This is a genomic window from Martinezella sp. CNPSo 3890 (assembly GCF_057784455.1).
On sequence record NZ_JBXSOR010000004.1, the window covers coordinates 338,539 to 355,159 of the forward strand.

Below are 16,621 nucleotides of genomic sequence, written 5' to 3' on the forward strand. Positions count from 1 at the left end.
GCTAAGCCGCGTTGCGGCTTGGCCGGTAAAATCGCAGCAGCGCAAGCAGCAGAAGATTGACCAAGATGATTGCTGCGACGGCGGCAGGTGCTGCTGCATCTGGCGCCAGTATTTGTTGACGCAGCAAATAACCCGATACCAGAAACGGCGTATTCCAAATCAAAGCGCCGCAGAATGTCGCGATGGCAAAGCCTGGCGCCGGGATGGCAAGCACACCTGCCGGCAATGCCATATAGGCGCGAACGATAGGCACAAGCTGACCGAAGAGCGTGGCCCGTATGGCATGACCATGATAATTGCGTTTCAGGCGCAGATACCACTCTTCTTTGATATCCAGACGCCGGGTCATCCTCAGCACGAAGAGGTCGCCACGCGCAGGTCCCAGCCAACGGCCTATTCCATACCAGAACAGCGAGCCTGCCGTTGAACCGGCGGCGGTAACGGCGATCACTGCAGGCAGATCGACCGGGTTGGCGACACCCAGCATGCCCAGCATCAAGAATAGGGCGATCGACGGTAGGATGGGGACAAGCTTCTCGATCGCGGAACACAATGCAAGGCCGAACAGTCCCCACGCCGCCAGATCGGGCAGAACATCCAACATATAGGAGGAGTCACTCATGTGGCGGCAGCCGGAGATTTTATCGGCCTGCGCCGGACGATCTTATAGACCCTAGCAGGCGGAAAGTTGCGCAGCACCTGGCCCTGCAGCGTTGCCTTGAAGCCATACCGGTCGAGCAGGCGATGCGGTATCGGACAGCGCAGGCCATAGGTGAACTGATAGAGTGCCCCGCCCTCACGCAGCCTCGCTGATACCGCAGCAAGAATGGCAATGACCGTCTTCGGCGACATGTTAAGTAGCGGCAACCCGCTGATCGCACAGCCGAACAGCTCTCCTTCAGGCAAGTCATAGGCATCAAGCCGCGCAGCATCGGCGCAGATGACGCGGGCATCAGGAAACCGCTGTCGCAGCAGACTGGCAAAACTATCAGCGGATTCAATCAGCGTAATATCGCTTTCGCATATGCCGCGTGCGAGTAGGGCTCGTGTGAATACTCCCGTGCCCGGACCGAGCTCGAGGATCGGTCCCGCCGAAGGACCAATTTCGCTTGTAATCAGATTGGCTAGGACCGGGCCGGAGGGGGCGATCGCTCCCACCATGCGCGGATTGGTCAGCAGAGTTCGCAAGAATAGTGATGTGTTTGACATATGTTCCCGCCAGTAGGGGCTCAAGAGATTCGCCTGCGCAGCAGGCTTTTCCTAGAAGGAGCCGATTGCGAGAACATTGCATCGGGAGCCGATAGGCTATCCGGCCATCGGAAAGCTCAATCTGAAAGACGCACCACCCGTCGGTCCGTCGATGACGCAAACCTTTCCGCCATGGAGCCTCGCAATCTCCTGAACGAGGTTCAGCCCGAGGCCGAAACCTTTGCTGCGTCCCTGGAGGCGGTGAAACGGTTCGAAGATGCGGTCCCGCTCCTCCTGCGGGACACCGTTTCCTTCGTCGCTTACGGTAATGCCGGTGGCACGGCCGACATGGACGGTGATCCTGCCGCGGCGGCCGCCATGCTGGATCGCATTCTGCACGAGGTTGGTGACGGCCCGCTCGATGGCCATGCGATCACCGAGAACCTCCACAACCTCCTCGTCCTTGATGAAACAAGGTTCGTAATTGGCAGCGATTGCAAGCGGTGCCAGCTCCGAAACGACGTGTTCGGCGACCTGTACGAGATCAACTGAAGTTGGCTCGAAGCGATGATTGAGGCGCTGAAGATCGAGGAACTGCTCGGCAAGCGTCGCAAGGCGCACCGTATCCTCAAACAGCCGCTCCTTCAAAGGGCCTGCCGGCAGACCATCGAGACGTGCCTGCAGGATCGCGACCGGCGTCCGCCACTCATGCGCAAGATGGGAAAACAGACGCTTCTGCCGCTCATAGCCGTCGTCCAGCCGGCTCAGCGCGTCATTGACGGCTTCGACAAGCGGCAGGATCTCGCGCGGAACATCATCGATCGGTAGCCGCATCCCCTGGCGATTGATATCGATCTGCCCGGCGCGGGCAACGGCGGAATCAAGCGAAGAAAAAGCGCGGCGAATCACGAGTGGCGCGGCAATCACCGTTGCGATCGCCGTTACGATGAGCAGCGGCAGAAGAGCGCTGAAGAAGACAATGCCCACCGCGCCAAGGACACGGATCGTCGACACGCTGCCGTCCATACCTGTCAGAACCTGGACCTCACCGGCCGGAGACGAGACCCATTGCAACCGGGCGGCAGGTACGGTGCTGCCGCCGAGATTGCCGCCGAAACGGGCTTGTCCGACACCGTCGAGCGCAGCGCCGATCGCGGCATAGGCCGCGGGTACGTTTCCGTCCTTGATCGTGGCGCCGCTGCGATCGCGAACGACGAACCAGAGACCCGGCAGATCCCCACGCCGCGCCAAAAGCGCTGCCGTCTCCTTCAGCATAAGGGCACCATTCTGATCGCGCCCAAGGGACCGGGAGATGGCATCGATGGTCTCATCTTCCGGCTGAAGAGAGATGAAACTGCCGGTCGCCCAAAGAGCAGCCACGATGAGCACCGCAAGCAGCGACAGGAAGATCGCTTGCAGGAATGATAGGCGCGATACGAGACGCCATCGCAAGGAAGGCTGGCCTCCGCTCATGATTTCACTCTCATCAGATAGCCAATGCCGCGAACAGGATGAATCTCCAGCCCGGACTCCACCGAGGCAAGCTTGCGGCGAAGACGGGAGATATGCGCATCCAGGGTGTTTGACTGGATATCTTCGCTGAACCCATAGACAGCCTCCTCCAGAGCGTGGCGCGATACCGTGCGACCAAGCCGACGCGCAAGCGCCTCAAAGACCAGAACTTCCCGGCGGGGCAATTCGAGCCGTTCACCCTCGATCAGGATGTCATGACAGCCGAAGTCATAAGATAGCCTGCCGAAATTCATCACCTCGCTCCGCAGTTCGCCGGGGCGCCTCAGGATGGCGCGCAGTCGCGCCAGAAGCTCCTCCATGGCAAAAGGCTTGACGAGATAATCGTCGGCGCCGGTATCAAGGCCGCCAATACGGTCGTCGAGATCGCCGCGTGCCGTCAACACGATAACGGGCGTATCGATGCCGGCCGCGCGCAGCTTCGGAATGATCGACAAGCCATCGCCATCCGGAACCTGCCGATCGAGGAGAATGACATCATAAGGGAGATTGATCGCAGCCTCTTCGGCATCGGCCAGGATCGAGACGTGATCGACGACGGCATCGCGAGCCTGCAACGCAGCGCTCAGCGCCGCAGCCATTTCCGGCTCGTCTTCAAGCAACAATATCCGCAATGAACCGTCCCCAAAAATGTAAGGATTGCATTGCATAAGCGGATTGCGGGAAGATTGCGACCCTCTCCAGGCGACACTTCATCATTCACTGGAGAATTCAGACCGATACGCTGTCGGTAGGAAAGATATCGGCCAGTTTCGGCTTTCGACGCCAGTCAGGTCACAGGGGAAGGCATCGCCTCCCCCTGCGATATCCGCCGCGCGGCGGCTGATAGGTAGGCTACAGCGAACGGAGCGGTGAACCCACCATACAAATGGTTTCCCGTCCGTCGTGATTTCGCAGCCGCACCGCCATTCTCGAACCAGCAGAGGTCAAGAAGGACGAGCCGTAAAGTGCCCATCTGCATCAAACCCACCTCATTTAAGGCGGCTCACATGCAACGCCAGCAAGCTGCGATAATCCAGCCCTTCCTCACGCTCGGGAAGACCGATATCCCGAAGCTGATAATTCGATAATCCGTATACCTGCTCATAAGTCTGCCGCCGTTTCCAGACAACAAACAGCAGGGCGCGTGCAGTCCTCCACGCACCGAATTTCTGGTACAGTTCATCGACCGTCGCCGTCAAACTCTCGGCAACTATAAATTGTGAATGAGTCATCGCTATTTCTGGCGCAGTCACGCGACCAGGTCCTCTTGAAGCTTGACCGGCTTCAGGAGTCGATGCGTCAACGACACACCAAATCACACCCTCGGCAAGTCATATAGGTTTATTGGGAAAACGCCTAAGCGGCAGCAAATAAAGCTCTTTTGAGCTTTAATTATAGAGTCGCCGCGCGGTTGGTGCAGCACACACCATGGCGATCGACATCACTCCGCCGGAGACGTAGGTAAACATATGTGAATTATGCATGTCACGCCTCCTTGTTCGATTTGCGGATGGCGTAATCATACGCGAGATCCACAAATCGGCAACCCCACAATTTCGAATTGCAAATATCCGGCACATTATGTTGCATCGAAGCAACAGTGACGATGGTGTCGAATAATCGTCTGCGAACGAAATGTTAGACTGCGGCCGCAAGGCGAGCCCGACGACAAACGGAAATTACAGAGCCCGTTAGAATGAATTGACGATACCGCCGCCGGTGCGCATCTGCTGCACCATGATATGGGCGTGATAATGCATAGCGCATTTGATGGCATAGATTTGCAGCACGACGGGAGAGCGCCGATGCCGCAGGAGATTGAAAAGCCGCGCGCGGTAAGTGGCGCGCAAATCCGCCTCCTTCACCCGGCGCATCAACCGAAGGAAAATCCCGACAGCTTCGAATGCCCATGTCGCATTGAGTGCCAGCAGGCGCAGCGGATGGCGGCGCAGGTGGCGTAAGCGAGTACTTTCCGGTTCGATACGCGCATCGATGTAAAGCGCATCCAACCGATCGAAATAGGCGGCCGGCTCGTGCAGATCGCTTAGAACCGAAAGATATCCATCCCGCAGGGTTTCGCGCGAGAGATTGAGCGGTATGACATTGGTGCCATAGGCGGGCGGATCGTCGTGGTCGAGGCGGCCTTCCTTGGCGAGGCGCGTATAAAGCGGCGTCTTCGGAATCGCCGCCAGCATGCCGATCATGGCGTTGACGATGCGCGCATCCCTGATGAAGACCCGCTGCGCATCGAAAATGGTCGCATCGTCACTATCGAAGCCCAGGATCATGCCGCACCAGACTTCCATACCGGTCTGCTGGATCGTGTGGATCTTGTCCAGCATCGTCCCGCCCTTGCGCAGGTTCTGCAGCTTCTTGGTTTCGCGCAGCGCCTCCTCGTTCGGAGTTTCGATGCCGATGAAGACGACGCGGATATTGGCATCGACCATCAGCTGCATCAATTCAGCATCGTCAGCCAGATCGATCGATGCCTCCGTCAGGAACGTCATCGGGTAATGATGGCGCTCCTGCCAGGCAACGACATCCCGCAGGACCTCCTTGATTGCCTTCTTGTTGCCGATCAGATTGTCGTCAACGATGAAAGCCGTATCCATCCCGGAGGCGAGCAGGGCCTCCATCTCGGCAATAATCTGTGTACTGGTCTTGATGCGCGGCTTGCGGCCGAAAACGACGATGATATCGCAAAAATCGCAGGTGAAGGGACAGCCGCGCGAAAACTGGATGCTGCCCGCAGCATATTCGTCCATCTTCAGGAGATCAAAACGCGGCACGGGCAGCTTGCTCATATCCGTCTTGTCAGCCTGTTCATAGCGCCGCGCATGATGACCCTCCTGCCATTCAGCCAGGAATTTGGGCCATGTCTCTTCCGCCTCGCCAATGAAGGAGACATCGACGAGATTGCCGAAATAATCCTCCTTGACCGTAACCCAAGGTCCGCCGACGACGGTGAAACAGTTGCGCCGTTTGAGCTCGGTCAGGATTTCCGTCATGCGGAAGCGCTGGACGATCATGCCCGTCAGCGCAACGATATCGGCCTTCTCGCAAAGGCCGTAGTCTATCGGCTCGATATTCTCGTCCACCAGAGTGACGGTATGTTCGGCCGGCGTCAGCGCCGCCAGCAAAGGCAGGCAGGCCACCGGAAGGTTGGCCTTCACGTCGAACAGCGGCAGAGCGTGCTCCATGCCCCAATAAGAGGTTTCGAAACGCGGATTGATGATGACGATATGAGCCATTGAATGGTCCGCTCCATGATATGAATCTGGTTCGGTATTGCTTTGAGCCTGTATGTCATTTGCAGCTGCATGCGCTGGCCTTACAGCCGCGAAGCAGGGTCTTCCAGCATCGAGGCGGCTGTCTTAGCAGCCCTATATGAGCTCAAGATTAAATTCCGGATGCTGGCGGCTGGACGTCCAGGCCATCACCCCGCAGGAGGACGTTTTTCTAACCGGGCGCACTGGGTGCGAAACAACACCTCCCTTCGAGGCCCCTCAAGGGGAGGGTAAGCTTCTACCACTTCGGTTGCCGAGAACGCCTCTCATCCAGGCCGATTCGACGTGTTCCCGCACCGCCGATAAAAATTTTTCCGGCGGCAATGTCGAAATCGTCCCGACGCAATCGTCTTTATTCCAGACATGACGCGAAAGGATATTATCTGATCTTTCGCGCGTGAGCTGAACGGGATGAAGGGAGCTGCAAAAATGAGTTCGTCCTATCGTTGGGTGATTGTCGGTGCCGGCGCGCTGATGACCTGTGTTGCGCTCGGCGCGATGTTTTCCTTGGCGATCTTTCAGGTACCAATTGCCGCCGATACAGGCTGGTCGCATGCCGGCATCGCCGCCGCCATGACGCTGAATTTCCTGACGATGGGCCTCGGCGCCTTTGCCTGGGGTGCCGCAAGCGATCGTTTCGGCATCCGCATCGTGGTGGTGATCGGAGCGTTGCTGCTTGGGCTGGCGCTTGTCCTGGCAAGCCGGGCGGGCTCGCTTCTGCAGTTCCAGCTGACCTACGGTATTCTCGTCGGCCTTGCCGCCAGCGCCTTCTTCGCACCGATGATCGCGGCAACGACCGCCTGGTTCGACGAGGGCAGAGGTCTTGCGGTGTCACTGGTCTCGGCCGGCATGGGCGTTGCACCTATGACGGTATCGCCCTTCGCCCGTTACCTGATTTCCGCTTACGATTGGCGTTTCGCCATGCTCATCATCGGCATCATGGCCTGGGCTCTACTGATACCGGCGGCACTGCTGGTGCGGCGGGCACCTGTTCTTGCCGAAGCCACCGCTTCGGGCGGGCAGAGGGAAGAGCAGAGCCTCCCCCTCGGCCGGATCTTCCGCTCGCCGCAATTCCTCGTACTCGGCGCGACCTTCTTTGCCTGCTGTGCAGCCCACTCCGGGCCGATCTTCCACATGGTCAGTTACGCCACCATCTGTGGTGTGGGACCAATGGCAGCCGTCAGCATCTACAGCGTCGAGGGCCTTGCGGGTCTTGGCGGCCGTCTTCTTTACGGGACGCTGGCGGACAAGCTCGGCGTGAAACCGGTGCTGGTTGCGGGCCTTCTCGTGCAGGCGGCGGCACTTGCTACCTATCTGATGGTCAGTGAACTCGGCGAGTTCTATGCTTTGGCGGTCATCTTCGGCAGCGCCTATGGCGGTGTCATGCCGCTTTATGCCGTGCTCGCGCGCGAATATTTCGGACCGCGCGTCATCGGCACCGTCTTTGGCGCGGCATCGATGCTCTCGAGCATCGGCATGGCCGCCGGGCCTTTGATCGGCGGCTGGATCTTCGATACCTTCGCCAATTATTCCTGGCTCTTCATCGGCTCGTCCCTGGTGGGGCTGGGGGCTGCCGCCATCGCGCTTGCCTTTCCGCCAATGCGCCGCCTGCAACTCCAGGCGGCATAAGACAGGCCGGAAGCGGCCTGGACCCGCTTCCGCGAATCCTGCCGAGTGCATCATATTTTACCGCGCCCGGCAGCGTTTTCCCCGGCGACAAGCTCTTGCCGCCACGCTGGGGAAGGACATATTCGTATTTCTTGATGCTTACACACAGATTTCCATAAGCGTCAGCGGTTGCAGCCATTGCAATTTTCAATTTTTGGCCAACACTCACATTTGCATCAGGTGCGTGATCTTCTGGGGGAGGAAATCAGGAGAGCACCCACTGGCGCGACTTTCCGCGCCCATCGGCAGGAAAGTCCTGCGTAATGTCATTATGGGGGACATGACACGGGTCTTTTGACCATGTCCCTGGTGCAATTGGGAGGATTGATTCATGGCATCCACGTCCGTGGCCGAGACGACGAGTCGAGGCATGACCAGGGAGGAGAAGAAGGTCATCTTCGCCTCCTCCCTTGGAACCGTGTTCGAATGGTACGATTTCTATCTTTACGGTTCTCTGGCCGCCTTCATCGGCACGGCCTTCTTCAGCGACTATCCGGAAGCAACCCGCAATATCTTCGCCCTGCTCGCCTTTGCCGCAGGCTTCCTCGTCAGGCCGTTTGGCGCCCTCGTCTTCGGGCGCATCGGCGATCTTGTCGGGCGTAAATACACCTTCCTCGTCACGATCCTGATCATGGGTCTTTCGACCTTCCTGGTCGGCGTCCTTCCCGGATCGGCGAGCTGGGGCATCGCCGCGCCCGTCGTCCTGATCATCCTTCGCCTGCTGCAAGGTCTGGCGCTCGGCGGAGAATATGGCGGTGCTGCGACTTATGTCGCCGAACACGCACCCGACAACAAACGCGGCTATTATACCTCCTGGATCCAGACGACCGCGACGCTCGGCCTGTTCCTGTCGCTGATCGTTATCCTGATCGTCCAGAACGCCCTCGGGAAAGATGCCTTTGCCGCCTGGGGCTGGCGCATTCCCTTCCTGCTCTCCTGCCTTCTGCTCGCCATCTCCGTCTGGATCCGGCTGTCGCTCAGCGAATCGCCGGCATTTAAGAAGATGAAAGAAGAGGGCAAAGGCTCCAAAGCTCCGCTTTCCGAGGCCTTCGGCCAGTGGAAGAATGCCAAGATCGCCTTGATCGCCCTGCTCGGCCTCACCGCCGGCCAAGCAGTCGTCTGGTATGCCGGCCAATTCTATTCCCTGTTCTTCCTGCAGAACGTGCTGAAGGTCGACGGCCAATCAGTCAACATCATGATTGCGATCGCGCTTCTGATCGGCAGCGGTTTCTTCGTGTTCTTCGGCTGGCTTTCCGACAAGATCGGCCGCAAGCCGATCATCATGGCGGGCCTTGCACTGGCGATCCTCACCTATTCCCCGCTGTTCAAGGCTTTGACCAATGCCGCAAATCCGGCGCTTGCCCAAGCGGAGCAAACCATTCGGGCGACGGTGACGGCTGCTCCTGGCGATTGCACCTTCCAGTTCAATCCCGTAGGCACCGCCAAGTTCAACAATTCGTGCGATATCGCCACGTCCTTCCTGGCGAAGTCGTCCGTGCCCTATACGATTGTCGAAGGCGCAGCCGGGCAGCCGGCGACGGTCAAGGTCGGCGACGCGACCATCACCTCTTACGATGCGACGGCAGCTGGCGCCGGTGCAGCGGCCAAGAGCGCGGCATTCACGCATGACATGAACCTTGCCTTGCAGAAGGCCGGTTTCCCGCTGGCGCGCGATCCCGCCAAGGTACCGGACGCCAAGCTGGATGCCTTCATCGCCGCAAATCCCGAACTGGGGCTCAACGCGGCAACCGTGCGGGCGGGCGACAAGACGGTCACTCCGGTCGCGGATCTCGTCAAGGCGAAGCTTCTGACGGCGGATCAAGCTGGCGGCGCAACCGAGATGCCGGTCTATACCATCGCCAATGGCGGCGCCTTCAAGATGATTGCTAATCCCTCGGCCATCAACTGGCCGCTGACCATCCTCATCCTGACCATCCTCGTCATCTATGTGACGATGGTCTACGGCCCGATCGCCGCAATCCTGGTTGAGATGTTCCCGACCCGCATCCGCTATACAGGTATGTCGCTGCCCTATCATATCGGCAACGGCTGGTTCGGCGGCCTGCTGCCCGCAACGGTCTTCGCCATGAGCGCCGCCAAGGGCGATATCTACTACGGCCTCTGGTACCCGATCGCGATTGCTGCGATGACTCTGATCATCGGCCTTATCTTCGTTCGGGAAACCAAGGGCGTCGATCTGAACAGCATCAAGTAACCGCATAAGGCCCGGCGTTCAGATGCGGCACGCCGGGCCTTTCTTTGCTTCGTCTCGCCAACCCTTAATCGAAGCGCAGATCTCAGCTTCCGCAAAGAGCGTGGAGCAGCACCAGAAGCGAAAAGAGGACCATCAGGCCCGCCAGAAAATGCTGCAGGATCGACCAGACGCGTTTGGTTGCCGCAAGGCTTGGCCGCGTTGCAAGAGAAGCGAGATAGAGCACTGTATCCATGAAAACCCCTGGCGCATGTTTCCGCAGGCGCGACGTGGTCACCTCGTTATCGCGGCCATTGCTGATATTTAACGATTTTATATTGTCTATAAAATTAGTAGATTAAAGGAAGGGTTTTCCGGTTCCCTCGGAATTTCAGACAAATTAAACTCCCTGGCGACAGGCGTCGGCAAGACTTGCTCGGTCTCGCCGCACGTCCACGAGCTCCAGATGGAGGCGAGCCGGAGTTCGGAAAAAATTTATTCTATAGATTAAATAAACAAAGCAAGGCTCGTCCTTTTAATTGATCGCCAGTGGCTTACGAGTACCGCTGACAATCATCGAACCCATGCCCATGACCTTGCTGGACGCCCAAAATCTTTCGCTTGCTTTCGGCTCGACACAGGCTTTGTCGGCAGCGTCTCTAACCGTTGATCGCGGCGAGGTCGTCGCACTGATGGGAGCGAATGGCGCCGGCAAGTCGACGCTGGTCAAAATCCTGTCGGGCATTCACCGCGCCGATTCAGGCACGATCCTATGGAACGGCGCGGATTATCGCCCCGAAAGTCCGGCCGAGGCAACAGCGCGGGGCATCGTTACCGTGCATCAATCGACCGATGTCGTCGGGGTCGCCGGCCTTTCGGTCGCGGATGCGCTGCTGCTCAACCAATATGTTGACGGACGCCAGCCCTTCTTTCTGTCGAAGCGTTCAGTGCGGCGGAAGGCAGAAGCGATCCTGTCTGAAGCCGGCTTCGACTTGCCGCTCGATCGGGATTTCGGCGATCTCGGCACTGCCGACCGGCAGATGGTCGCCATTGCGCGCGCCCTTTCCAATCAGGCGCAATTGCTGATCCTGGATGAGCCGACCGCAAGCCTGTCTGCGCGCGAGGCGAGCCGGCTTTATGATATCGTCCGTCGACTGAAGGCCCGCGGCTTGGGCATTCTCTATATCTCGCATCGTACGGCCGATCTCGATGCGCTCGCCGATCGCGTGGTCGTCCTGCGCGGCGGCCGCAACGTCGGTGCCTTCTCGCGCCCGATTGACTTCGACGCCGCCATCGAAACCATGATCGGCCGTTCCATGAAGGCGGCTCGCCCGCATCGCCGTGAACAATTCGACCGAACCATACTGGAGCTTCAGGGCATACAGTTGTTTGCCGATAGCCCCCCGATCGATCTCAGGCTTCATGCCGGCGAGGTCGTCGCCATTACCGGCGTTCTCGGCGCCGGCAAGAGCCGGCTGCTGGCAAGCCTTTTCGGCATCGGACGCTTTGCCTCCGGCACGGCGCTTCTGGACGGCATTGCATTTCAGCCCGGCTCGCCTGCGGATGCAATCGCGCGTGGCGTCGTCATGGCTGCCGCTGACCGGCATCGCTCTTCTTTGATGCCGTCAGACTGGCCCGGAGAGAGTATTGCGGCAACGATCAGCCTACCGCACCTAAAACGCTGGTATCCGTCGGGTTTCCTGTTTTCCGGGCACGAGAGCCGTGAGGGAGAAAAGGCCATCCGGCGCCTCGGCATAAAGGCCCCCGGCCCCGAGGCGTCCGTCTGGTCTCTTTCCGGCGGCAATCAGCAAAAGGTCGTGCTCGCGCGCTGGGAAGCCGAGCCAAGCCGCCTGCTGCTTCTCGACGAGCCCTTTCAGGGGGTCGATGTCGGCGCCCGCCAGGACATTATCGCGGCCATACGCGCCCATACCGACCGCGCTACGCTGATCGCCACATCCGATCCGGAAGAGGCACTCGAAGTCGCCGACCGGGTGCTGGTGATGGAACATCATGGTCTCAAAGAAGCCGTTGATGCGGCCTCAGGCGGCCGGCAGAACAAGGAATATGCCTGATGAGTGAAGGCACCGTGGAAATCCCCGAACAGATCAGGCGGACGAACCATGCGATATCGCCGCAGGAATTCGTGCGGCGGGGCGCTGTATTTCTCCTCCTCCTTGCCCTTATTATCATTTTCAGCTTCGCCCAGCCGGCCTTCATCAACATCAACAATCTGATGAGCATCTTGCAGGCGGTTTCGGTGGTCGCCATCATCGGTGCCGGCGTGACGGTGACGCTTGCCATCGGCGGTTTCGATCTATCCGTTGGCGCGGTAGCCGCCTCCAGTGTCATGGCCGCCAGCTACGCCATGATCGTATGGAACCTCGATGTCTATGAGACCGTGCCGCTGGTGCTTGCCTTCGGCGCGATCGTCGGGCTCGTCAATTCTCTGCTGATCGTTCGGCTGAAGGTGCCGGATCTCCTCGCGACCCTCTCTACCATGTTCCTGCTCACGGGATTACAGCTGATCCCGACAGCCGGACGCTCGATCTCGGTGGGATTGATCCTTCCCGATGGGACGAAGGCGATCGGCAAAGTCGATCCCACCTTTTTGACGATAGGACGTTCAAGCCTGTTCGGCACCATTCCCTTTCCCGTCATTCTGATGCTCGTCGTGGCGCTCGTGCTTTTCGTGCTGACCGAGCGTACGCGCCTCGGTCGCCTTCTTTACGCAACCGGCGGCAATGAAGCCGCGACGCGGCTCGCCGGCGCCAATATCGCCCGGCTGAAAACCTTTGCCTATGTGCTGTCAGGCGTTCTCGCTTCGCTCGGCGGCATTATCGTTGCCGCCCGCGTCGGTCGTGGCGACGTCTCTTCCGGCGCATCGCTGCTGATGGACTCCGTCGCGGCCTCGCTTATCGGCTTTGCCGTCCTTGGCCTGCGCCGCCCCAACGTTCTTGGCACGACGATCGGAGCGGTCTTCGTCGGTGTGCTTCTGAACGGCCTGACGATGCTGAATGCACCCTATTATACCCAGGATTTCATCAAGGGTGCCGTTCTCGTCGGCGCGCTTGCGCTGACCTACGGGATCGGCCGCAGCAAGGCGTGATCCCGCCATCCATACCAACTCAACACTCAATGGATTTTCAATGATCAAATTATTCAAAATCATAGCTTCGGCCGTCATCGCCGGCTCGCTTTTCATGACCACGGCATCGGCGGCAGGCCTCAGCGGCGCGCCCGATCCCTTCGATAAAAGAACAGTCAATATCGCCGTCATCAGCTTCCTTGGCAGCGGCGACTGGCTGCAAGCCTTCGAGGCCGGCGTCAAGCGGCAGGCGGATGCGCTTGGCGTCAACCTCACTGTTTCGCAGGCCCGCAATGACAACGACACGCAGCGCAATCTTGTGGAGCAGGCGATCAATCTCGGCGTCGACGGCATCATCATCAACAATGGCCGTCCAGAGGTCCTGAAGGATGTCGCGCAGAAGGCACTCGACAAGGGCATCAAGGTGGTCGCCTATGACGTCAACCTCGACAATCCGCAAATTCCGCAGATCGAACAGAGCGACAAGGATATGGCCAAGCTCGTGCTTGACCAGGCCGTGAAGGATAAGGGTGACGGGTTCACCGGCGGTGCGGTCTACGTTGCCGGTTTCGCGCCGCTCGACCGCCGATATGCGGTGTGGAAGGATTTCATTGCCAAGCACAATCTGAAGGAAAAGGCCGTCTGGGGCGTGGTCAATGACACCGTTCCCGCCTCCGTCGCCGATCAGACCAAGGCCGTCCTGCGCGCCAATCCGGATATTTCGGTGATCTTCACGCCATGGGATGAGTTCGCCAAGGGTGCAAAGCTCGCTATCGACGAGCTCGGCCTTTCCGCCAAGGTGAAGATCTACGGCGTAGACACGTCGACCGCCGATATCCAACTGATGGTCGAACCGGACAGCGCCTGGGTAGCGACGGCTGCCACCAACGCTGCCGTCGTCGGTGAAGTTTCCGTCCGCACCGTTTCGCTTGCCATTGCCGGTCAGCCTCCGGGCCACTCCGTTCTTCTGCAGCCGACACTCATCACGCGCGACGATCTCGTCAACAACAAGATCGGCACCATCGAAGAGCTGCAGCAGAAATTCCCGGCCTTCCTGAAGAGCGATGCCGCGACGGCAGCCTGGATTCCGGCGGCTAAGAACTGAGACTTATCAGCTGCTTTCGCAGGCGCCGCCGTCAATGGCGGCCCTTTTCATTCCCCTGTGCGTGAGGCATCCCATGGCATCGACCGACCTGCCGAAACCTGACTTTGCCCGCAACATGACATTGATCGGCCATAACGACATCGGCGGCCGTGGCGATGGGTTGCAATTGATGGTTCATCGAGGCTACGCCTATATCGCCCATCCGTGGTCGCAGGGCTTCTCGATCGTTGACGTGCGCGACCCGAAGAACTCGCAGACGGTCAATTACGTGCCGGCGCCGGCCAATACCTGGAACATTCATCTGCAGACGCATGACGACCTGCTGCTGGTCATCAACGCGCTCGACCTTTTTGCCGACGTGGAAACCTTCACGGACGAGAAGGCCTACTACACGCAGTCCGTCGGCGAGACGGTCGCCTCCAGAAAGCGTGAGCGCGCCTGGACCGCGGGCATGAGCGTGTTTGATATTTCCGTTCCCGACAAGCCGCGCAAGATCGGCCAACTGGATGTCGAAGGCGTCGGCTTTCACAGGCTTTGGTATGTCGGCGGCCGCTATGCCTATGCCTCGGCGCTGCTCGACGGCTTTACCGACTATATCTTCGTGACCATCGACATGGCCGATCCAACCAAGCCCGAACTTGTCGGCCAATGGTGGCTTCCCGGCATGAACCGCGCGGCGGGCGAAACCCCAAATTGGGGCGACGGCAAGCGCTATGCCCTGCACCACGCGCTGGTCCATGGCGACACCGCCTACGCTTGCTGGCGCGATGGCGGATTGACGCTCCTCGATATCAAGGATCATTCCGCCCCCCGGCTCATCAAACACCATAACTGGTGCCCGCCCTATGGCGGCGGCACACATTCGCCGCTGCCACTTCCCGGCCGCGATCTTCTTGTCGTGGCGGATGAGGCTGTGCTGGACAATGAGGAAGACGGCCGGAAACATACCTGGGTCTTCGACATCCGCGTGCCCGAAAATCCGATCAGCATCTCGACTTTCCCGATCCCCGCCGAAATCGACTACGCGAAGAAGGGCGGTCATTTCGGACCGCACAATCTGCACGAAAACCGGCCCGGCTCTTTCGTCTCCGAGACGCTGATCTTTGCGACGTGGCAGAATGCCGGCATCCGCGCCTTCGACATTTCCGACCCCTATCATCCTGTCGAAACCGGCGCTCTCGTGCCGGCGGGGCCGACTGTCATGACCGACCGCCGTCCAGGCCGCCCAAAAATCATCCAGTCCGCCGACGTCTTTGTTGACGCCAATGGTCTGATCTATGCCACGGATTACAATGCCGGGCTCGAAATCATCGAATATGGCGGCTGATGCGCGAGCTTGGCTCCAAATCCATATTTATCGACGAAAGAAGAGAAGTTTTTACCAGCGCGGCATGAGTCGGCATGTGAGTGACGAGGCTGACCTTGTCGTCAGGCGCCCGTGCCAAAACGCGCCCGATAAAAGCCGGGTGTTATGGCAAGATTCTTGAGAAAGGCCCTATGCAGCGTGTCGAGGCTTGAAAAGCCCGAACGCTCGGCGATGCGGGCCAGCGGCCAGTCAGAGCTTTCGAGAAGCGCCTTTGCCCGCTCCAACCGTGCGGCTTCCACGAATTGCGCCGGCGTTGTTCCAGTTTCCTTGCGGAAACTGCGCGAAAAGGTGCGCTCCGTCATGCCGACCCGGCTGGCAAGAGCAGGTCCCGATAGATCCCCTGTGGGATCGTCGATGATCTCGCTCAAGAGCTGCCGCAGGCGCGGTGTCGCATTCGCCTGAAGGGCGAGGCCCGCGCTGAACTGCGACTGACCGCCCGGCCGGCGCATGAACAATACCATCTGTCGCGCAACGGCAAGAGCGGTCTTCGGACCACAATCGGCCTCGACCAGCGCCAGACATAGATCGATACCAGCCGTAATGCCGGCTGAGGTGAAGACGGGCGGCTCCGCCACAAAGATGGCGTCGGGCTCGACCTCGATCTGAGGCCGCAATTCCTTCAAAAGGGAACAGGAATTCCAATGTGTGGTCGCGCGTCTGCCATCGAGGAAACCGCCGGCCGCGAGGATGAAGGCTCCGGTGCAGACGCTGGCCATGCGCCGGGTAGGCCTCGCCCGCGAATGCAGCCAGGCAAGCAGGTCCGTCTGAAATATGACCTGCCGAAGCCCATCCTCGCTGCCGCCGGAGAGGATGATCGTATCGAGATCGGCGGGCAGTTGTTCGAGGCTCATGGTCTCGCCGAAGACAAGGCCGCCGGCGGAGCTGCTTTTCACCGATCCACCGGCCGGGGACGCGAGCATGACTTCGTAAGGCGGCGCAGCCTCGGGCAAATGAAGGTTCGCCATCGCGAAGACCTCCATGGGTCCGACGATATCCAGCGCCTGAACACCATCATAGCCGATAACGACGACGCGCCGAGGGGAATGTCCAGAATTCTGCATTGGCGGAAAATGCGATATCTTTGTCATTTTCGCCAGCCTGCGAACCAAATATTTCCGAGGGTATGACATCAAAAATCTTGACAAGCGCCATGGATCGCCATTCCCCCAAAATCTTGCTTCTTGCCCTGCTCGTATTTTGCATTGCGGTTTTCCCTTTC

The 16,621-nt window shown here is 59.3% G+C and carries 15 protein-coding genes; 6 read left to right on the forward strand and 9 right to left on the reverse strand.

Translation table 11 applies throughout. The features are described from left to right. Position 1 precedes the first annotated feature (1 nt). The 6 genes from AC13RC_RS14280 to AC13RC_RS14305 form a co-directional block, all read right to left on the reverse strand. Positions 2-622, reverse strand: a complete 621-nt coding sequence (locus tag AC13RC_RS14280; protein WP_488557508.1) for a DedA family protein — start codon at positions 620-622, stop codon at positions 2-4. Next, complete coding sequence (locus AC13RC_RS14285) at positions 619-1,209, reverse strand: class I SAM-dependent methyltransferase (RefSeq protein ID WP_112723326.1); 591 nt, start codon at positions 1,207-1,209, stop codon at positions 619-621. Before AC13RC_RS14285 ends, AC13RC_RS14280 begins: the two co-directional genes overlap by 4 nt. Before the next feature lie 96 nt (positions 1,210-1,305). After that, entirely contained in the window at positions 1,306-2,661 is a 1,356-nt protein-coding gene (locus tag AC13RC_RS14290; RefSeq protein WP_113329570.1) for a sensor histidine kinase, read from the reverse strand. Continuing rightward, positions 2,658-3,332 carry a response regulator transcription factor gene (locus AC13RC_RS14295; protein ID WP_162749411.1) on the reverse strand — a complete coding sequence of 225 codons (675 nt, stop codon included), beginning with the start codon at positions 3,330-3,332 and terminating at the stop codon, positions 2,658-2,660. The genes AC13RC_RS14290 and AC13RC_RS14295 overlap by 4 nt, the downstream gene beginning before the upstream one ends. A gap of 357 nt (positions 3,333-3,689) precedes the next feature. Next, a complete protein-coding gene (locus AC13RC_RS14300; protein ID WP_488557509.1) occupies positions 3,690-3,953 on the reverse strand; it encodes a DUF1127 domain-containing protein in 264 nt (87 codons plus the stop codon). Positions 3,954-4,391: 438 nt separating this feature from the next. Continuing rightward, complete coding sequence (locus AC13RC_RS14305) at positions 4,392-5,951, reverse strand: B12-binding domain-containing radical SAM protein (RefSeq protein WP_488557510.1); 1,560 nt, start codon at positions 5,949-5,951, stop codon at positions 4,392-4,394. A gap of 465 nt (positions 5,952-6,416) precedes the next feature. Between AC13RC_RS14305 and AC13RC_RS14310 the strand changes: the two genes are divergently transcribed. Beyond that, positions 6,417-7,616 carry an MFS transporter gene (locus AC13RC_RS14310; RefSeq protein ID WP_488557511.1) on the forward strand — a complete coding sequence of 400 codons (1,200 nt, stop codon included), beginning with the start codon at positions 6,417-6,419 and terminating at the stop codon, positions 7,614-7,616. Positions 7,617-7,986: 370 nt separating this feature from the next. Beyond that, positions 7,987-9,870, forward strand: a complete 1,884-nt coding sequence (locus tag AC13RC_RS14315; protein WP_145318994.1) for an MFS transporter — start codon at positions 7,987-7,989, stop codon at positions 9,868-9,870. A gap of 82 nt (positions 9,871-9,952) precedes the next feature. Here AC13RC_RS14315 and AC13RC_RS14320 read toward each other — a convergent pair whose 3' ends face one another. Beyond that, the gene (locus AC13RC_RS14320; protein ID WP_156090748.1) at positions 9,953-10,102 is read right to left on the reverse strand and encodes a hypothetical protein; all 150 of its coding nucleotides are present in this window, start codon (positions 10,100-10,102) and stop codon (positions 9,953-9,955) included. Between the two features lie 334 nt (positions 10,103-10,436). On the opposite strand from AC13RC_RS14320, the gene AC13RC_RS14325 reads away from it, so the two are divergent. From AC13RC_RS14325 to AC13RC_RS14340, 4 genes are all read left to right on the forward strand, one after another. Beyond that, positions 10,437-11,918: a sugar ABC transporter ATP-binding protein gene (locus tag AC13RC_RS14325; protein WP_488557512.1), complete on the forward strand. Its 1,482-nt coding sequence runs from the start codon at positions 10,437-10,439 to the stop codon at positions 11,916-11,918. Next, positions 11,918-12,952: an ABC transporter permease gene (locus AC13RC_RS14330; protein ID WP_488557513.1), complete on the forward strand. Its 1,035-nt coding sequence runs from the start codon at positions 11,918-11,920 to the stop codon at positions 12,950-12,952. Before AC13RC_RS14325 ends, AC13RC_RS14330 begins: the two co-directional genes overlap by 1 nt. Positions 12,953-12,992: 40 nt before the next feature. Continuing rightward, on the forward strand, positions 12,993-14,036 hold the full coding sequence (locus AC13RC_RS14335) for a substrate-binding domain-containing protein (RefSeq protein ID WP_488557514.1): 1,044 nt from the start codon (positions 12,993-12,995) through the stop codon (positions 14,034-14,036). Between the two features lie 73 nt (positions 14,037-14,109). After that, positions 14,110-15,363: an LVIVD repeat-containing protein gene (locus tag AC13RC_RS14340; protein WP_488557515.1), complete on the forward strand. Its 1,254-nt coding sequence runs from the start codon at positions 14,110-14,112 to the stop codon at positions 15,361-15,363. 101 nt (positions 15,364-15,464) lie between these two features. On the opposite strand, the gene AC13RC_RS14345 is transcribed toward AC13RC_RS14340, so the two are convergent. Continuing rightward, positions 15,465-16,463 carry a GlxA family transcriptional regulator gene (locus AC13RC_RS14345; protein WP_488557516.1) on the reverse strand — a complete coding sequence of 333 codons (999 nt, stop codon included), beginning with the start codon at positions 16,461-16,463 and terminating at the stop codon, positions 15,465-15,467. Further along, a complete protein-coding gene (locus AC13RC_RS14350) occupies positions 16,414-16,605 on the reverse strand; it encodes a hypothetical protein (protein WP_488557517.1) in 192 nt (63 codons plus the stop codon). The genes AC13RC_RS14345 and AC13RC_RS14350 overlap by 50 nt, the downstream gene beginning before the upstream one ends. Positions 16,606-16,621 lie beyond the last annotated feature (16 nt).

What these genes read in the sequence shown, in the direction of transcription:
- AC13RC_RS14335 (WP_488557514.1), top strand. Translation starts at nt 12,993, where the DNA reads ATGATCAAATTATTCAAAATCATAGCTTCGGCCGTCATCGCCGGCTCG.
- AC13RC_RS14350 (WP_488557517.1), bottom strand. Translation starts at nt 16,605, where the DNA reads ATGCAAAATACGAGCAGGGCAAGAAGCAAGATTTTGGGGGAATGGCGA.
- AC13RC_RS14305 (WP_488557510.1), bottom strand. Translation starts at nt 5,951, where the DNA reads ATGGCTCATATCGTCATCATCAATCCGCGTTTCGAAACCTCTTATTGG.
- AC13RC_RS14315 (WP_145318994.1), top strand. Translation starts at nt 7,987, where the DNA reads ATGGCATCCACGTCCGTGGCCGAGACGACGAGTCGAGGCATGACCAGG.
- AC13RC_RS14310 (WP_488557511.1), top strand. Translation starts at nt 6,417, where the DNA reads ATGAGTTCGTCCTATCGTTGGGTGATTGTCGGTGCCGGCGCGCTGATG.
- AC13RC_RS14285 (WP_112723326.1), bottom strand. Translation starts at nt 1,209, where the DNA reads ATGTCAAACACATCACTATTCTTGCGAACTCTGCTGACCAATCCGCGC.
- AC13RC_RS14320 (WP_156090748.1), bottom strand. Translation starts at nt 10,102, where the DNA reads ATGGATACAGTGCTCTATCTCGCTTCTCTTGCAACGCGGCCAAGCCTT.
- AC13RC_RS14330 (WP_488557513.1), top strand. Translation starts at nt 11,918, where the DNA reads ATGAGTGAAGGCACCGTGGAAATCCCCGAACAGATCAGGCGGACGAAC.
- AC13RC_RS14280 (WP_488557508.1), bottom strand. Translation starts at nt 622, where the DNA reads ATGAGTGACTCCTCCTATATGTTGGATGTTCTGCCCGATCTGGCGGCG.
- AC13RC_RS14325 (WP_488557512.1), top strand. Translation starts at nt 10,437, where the DNA reads ATGACCTTGCTGGACGCCCAAAATCTTTCGCTTGCTTTCGGCTCGACA.
- AC13RC_RS14345 (WP_488557516.1), bottom strand. Translation starts at nt 16,463, where the DNA reads ATGCAGAATTCTGGACATTCCCCTCGGCGCGTCGTCGTTATCGGCTAT.
- AC13RC_RS14340 (WP_488557515.1), top strand. Translation starts at nt 14,110, where the DNA reads ATGGCATCGACCGACCTGCCGAAACCTGACTTTGCCCGCAACATGACA.
- AC13RC_RS14290 (WP_113329570.1), bottom strand. Translation starts at nt 2,661, where the DNA reads ATGAGCGGAGGCCAGCCTTCCTTGCGATGGCGTCTCGTATCGCGCCTA.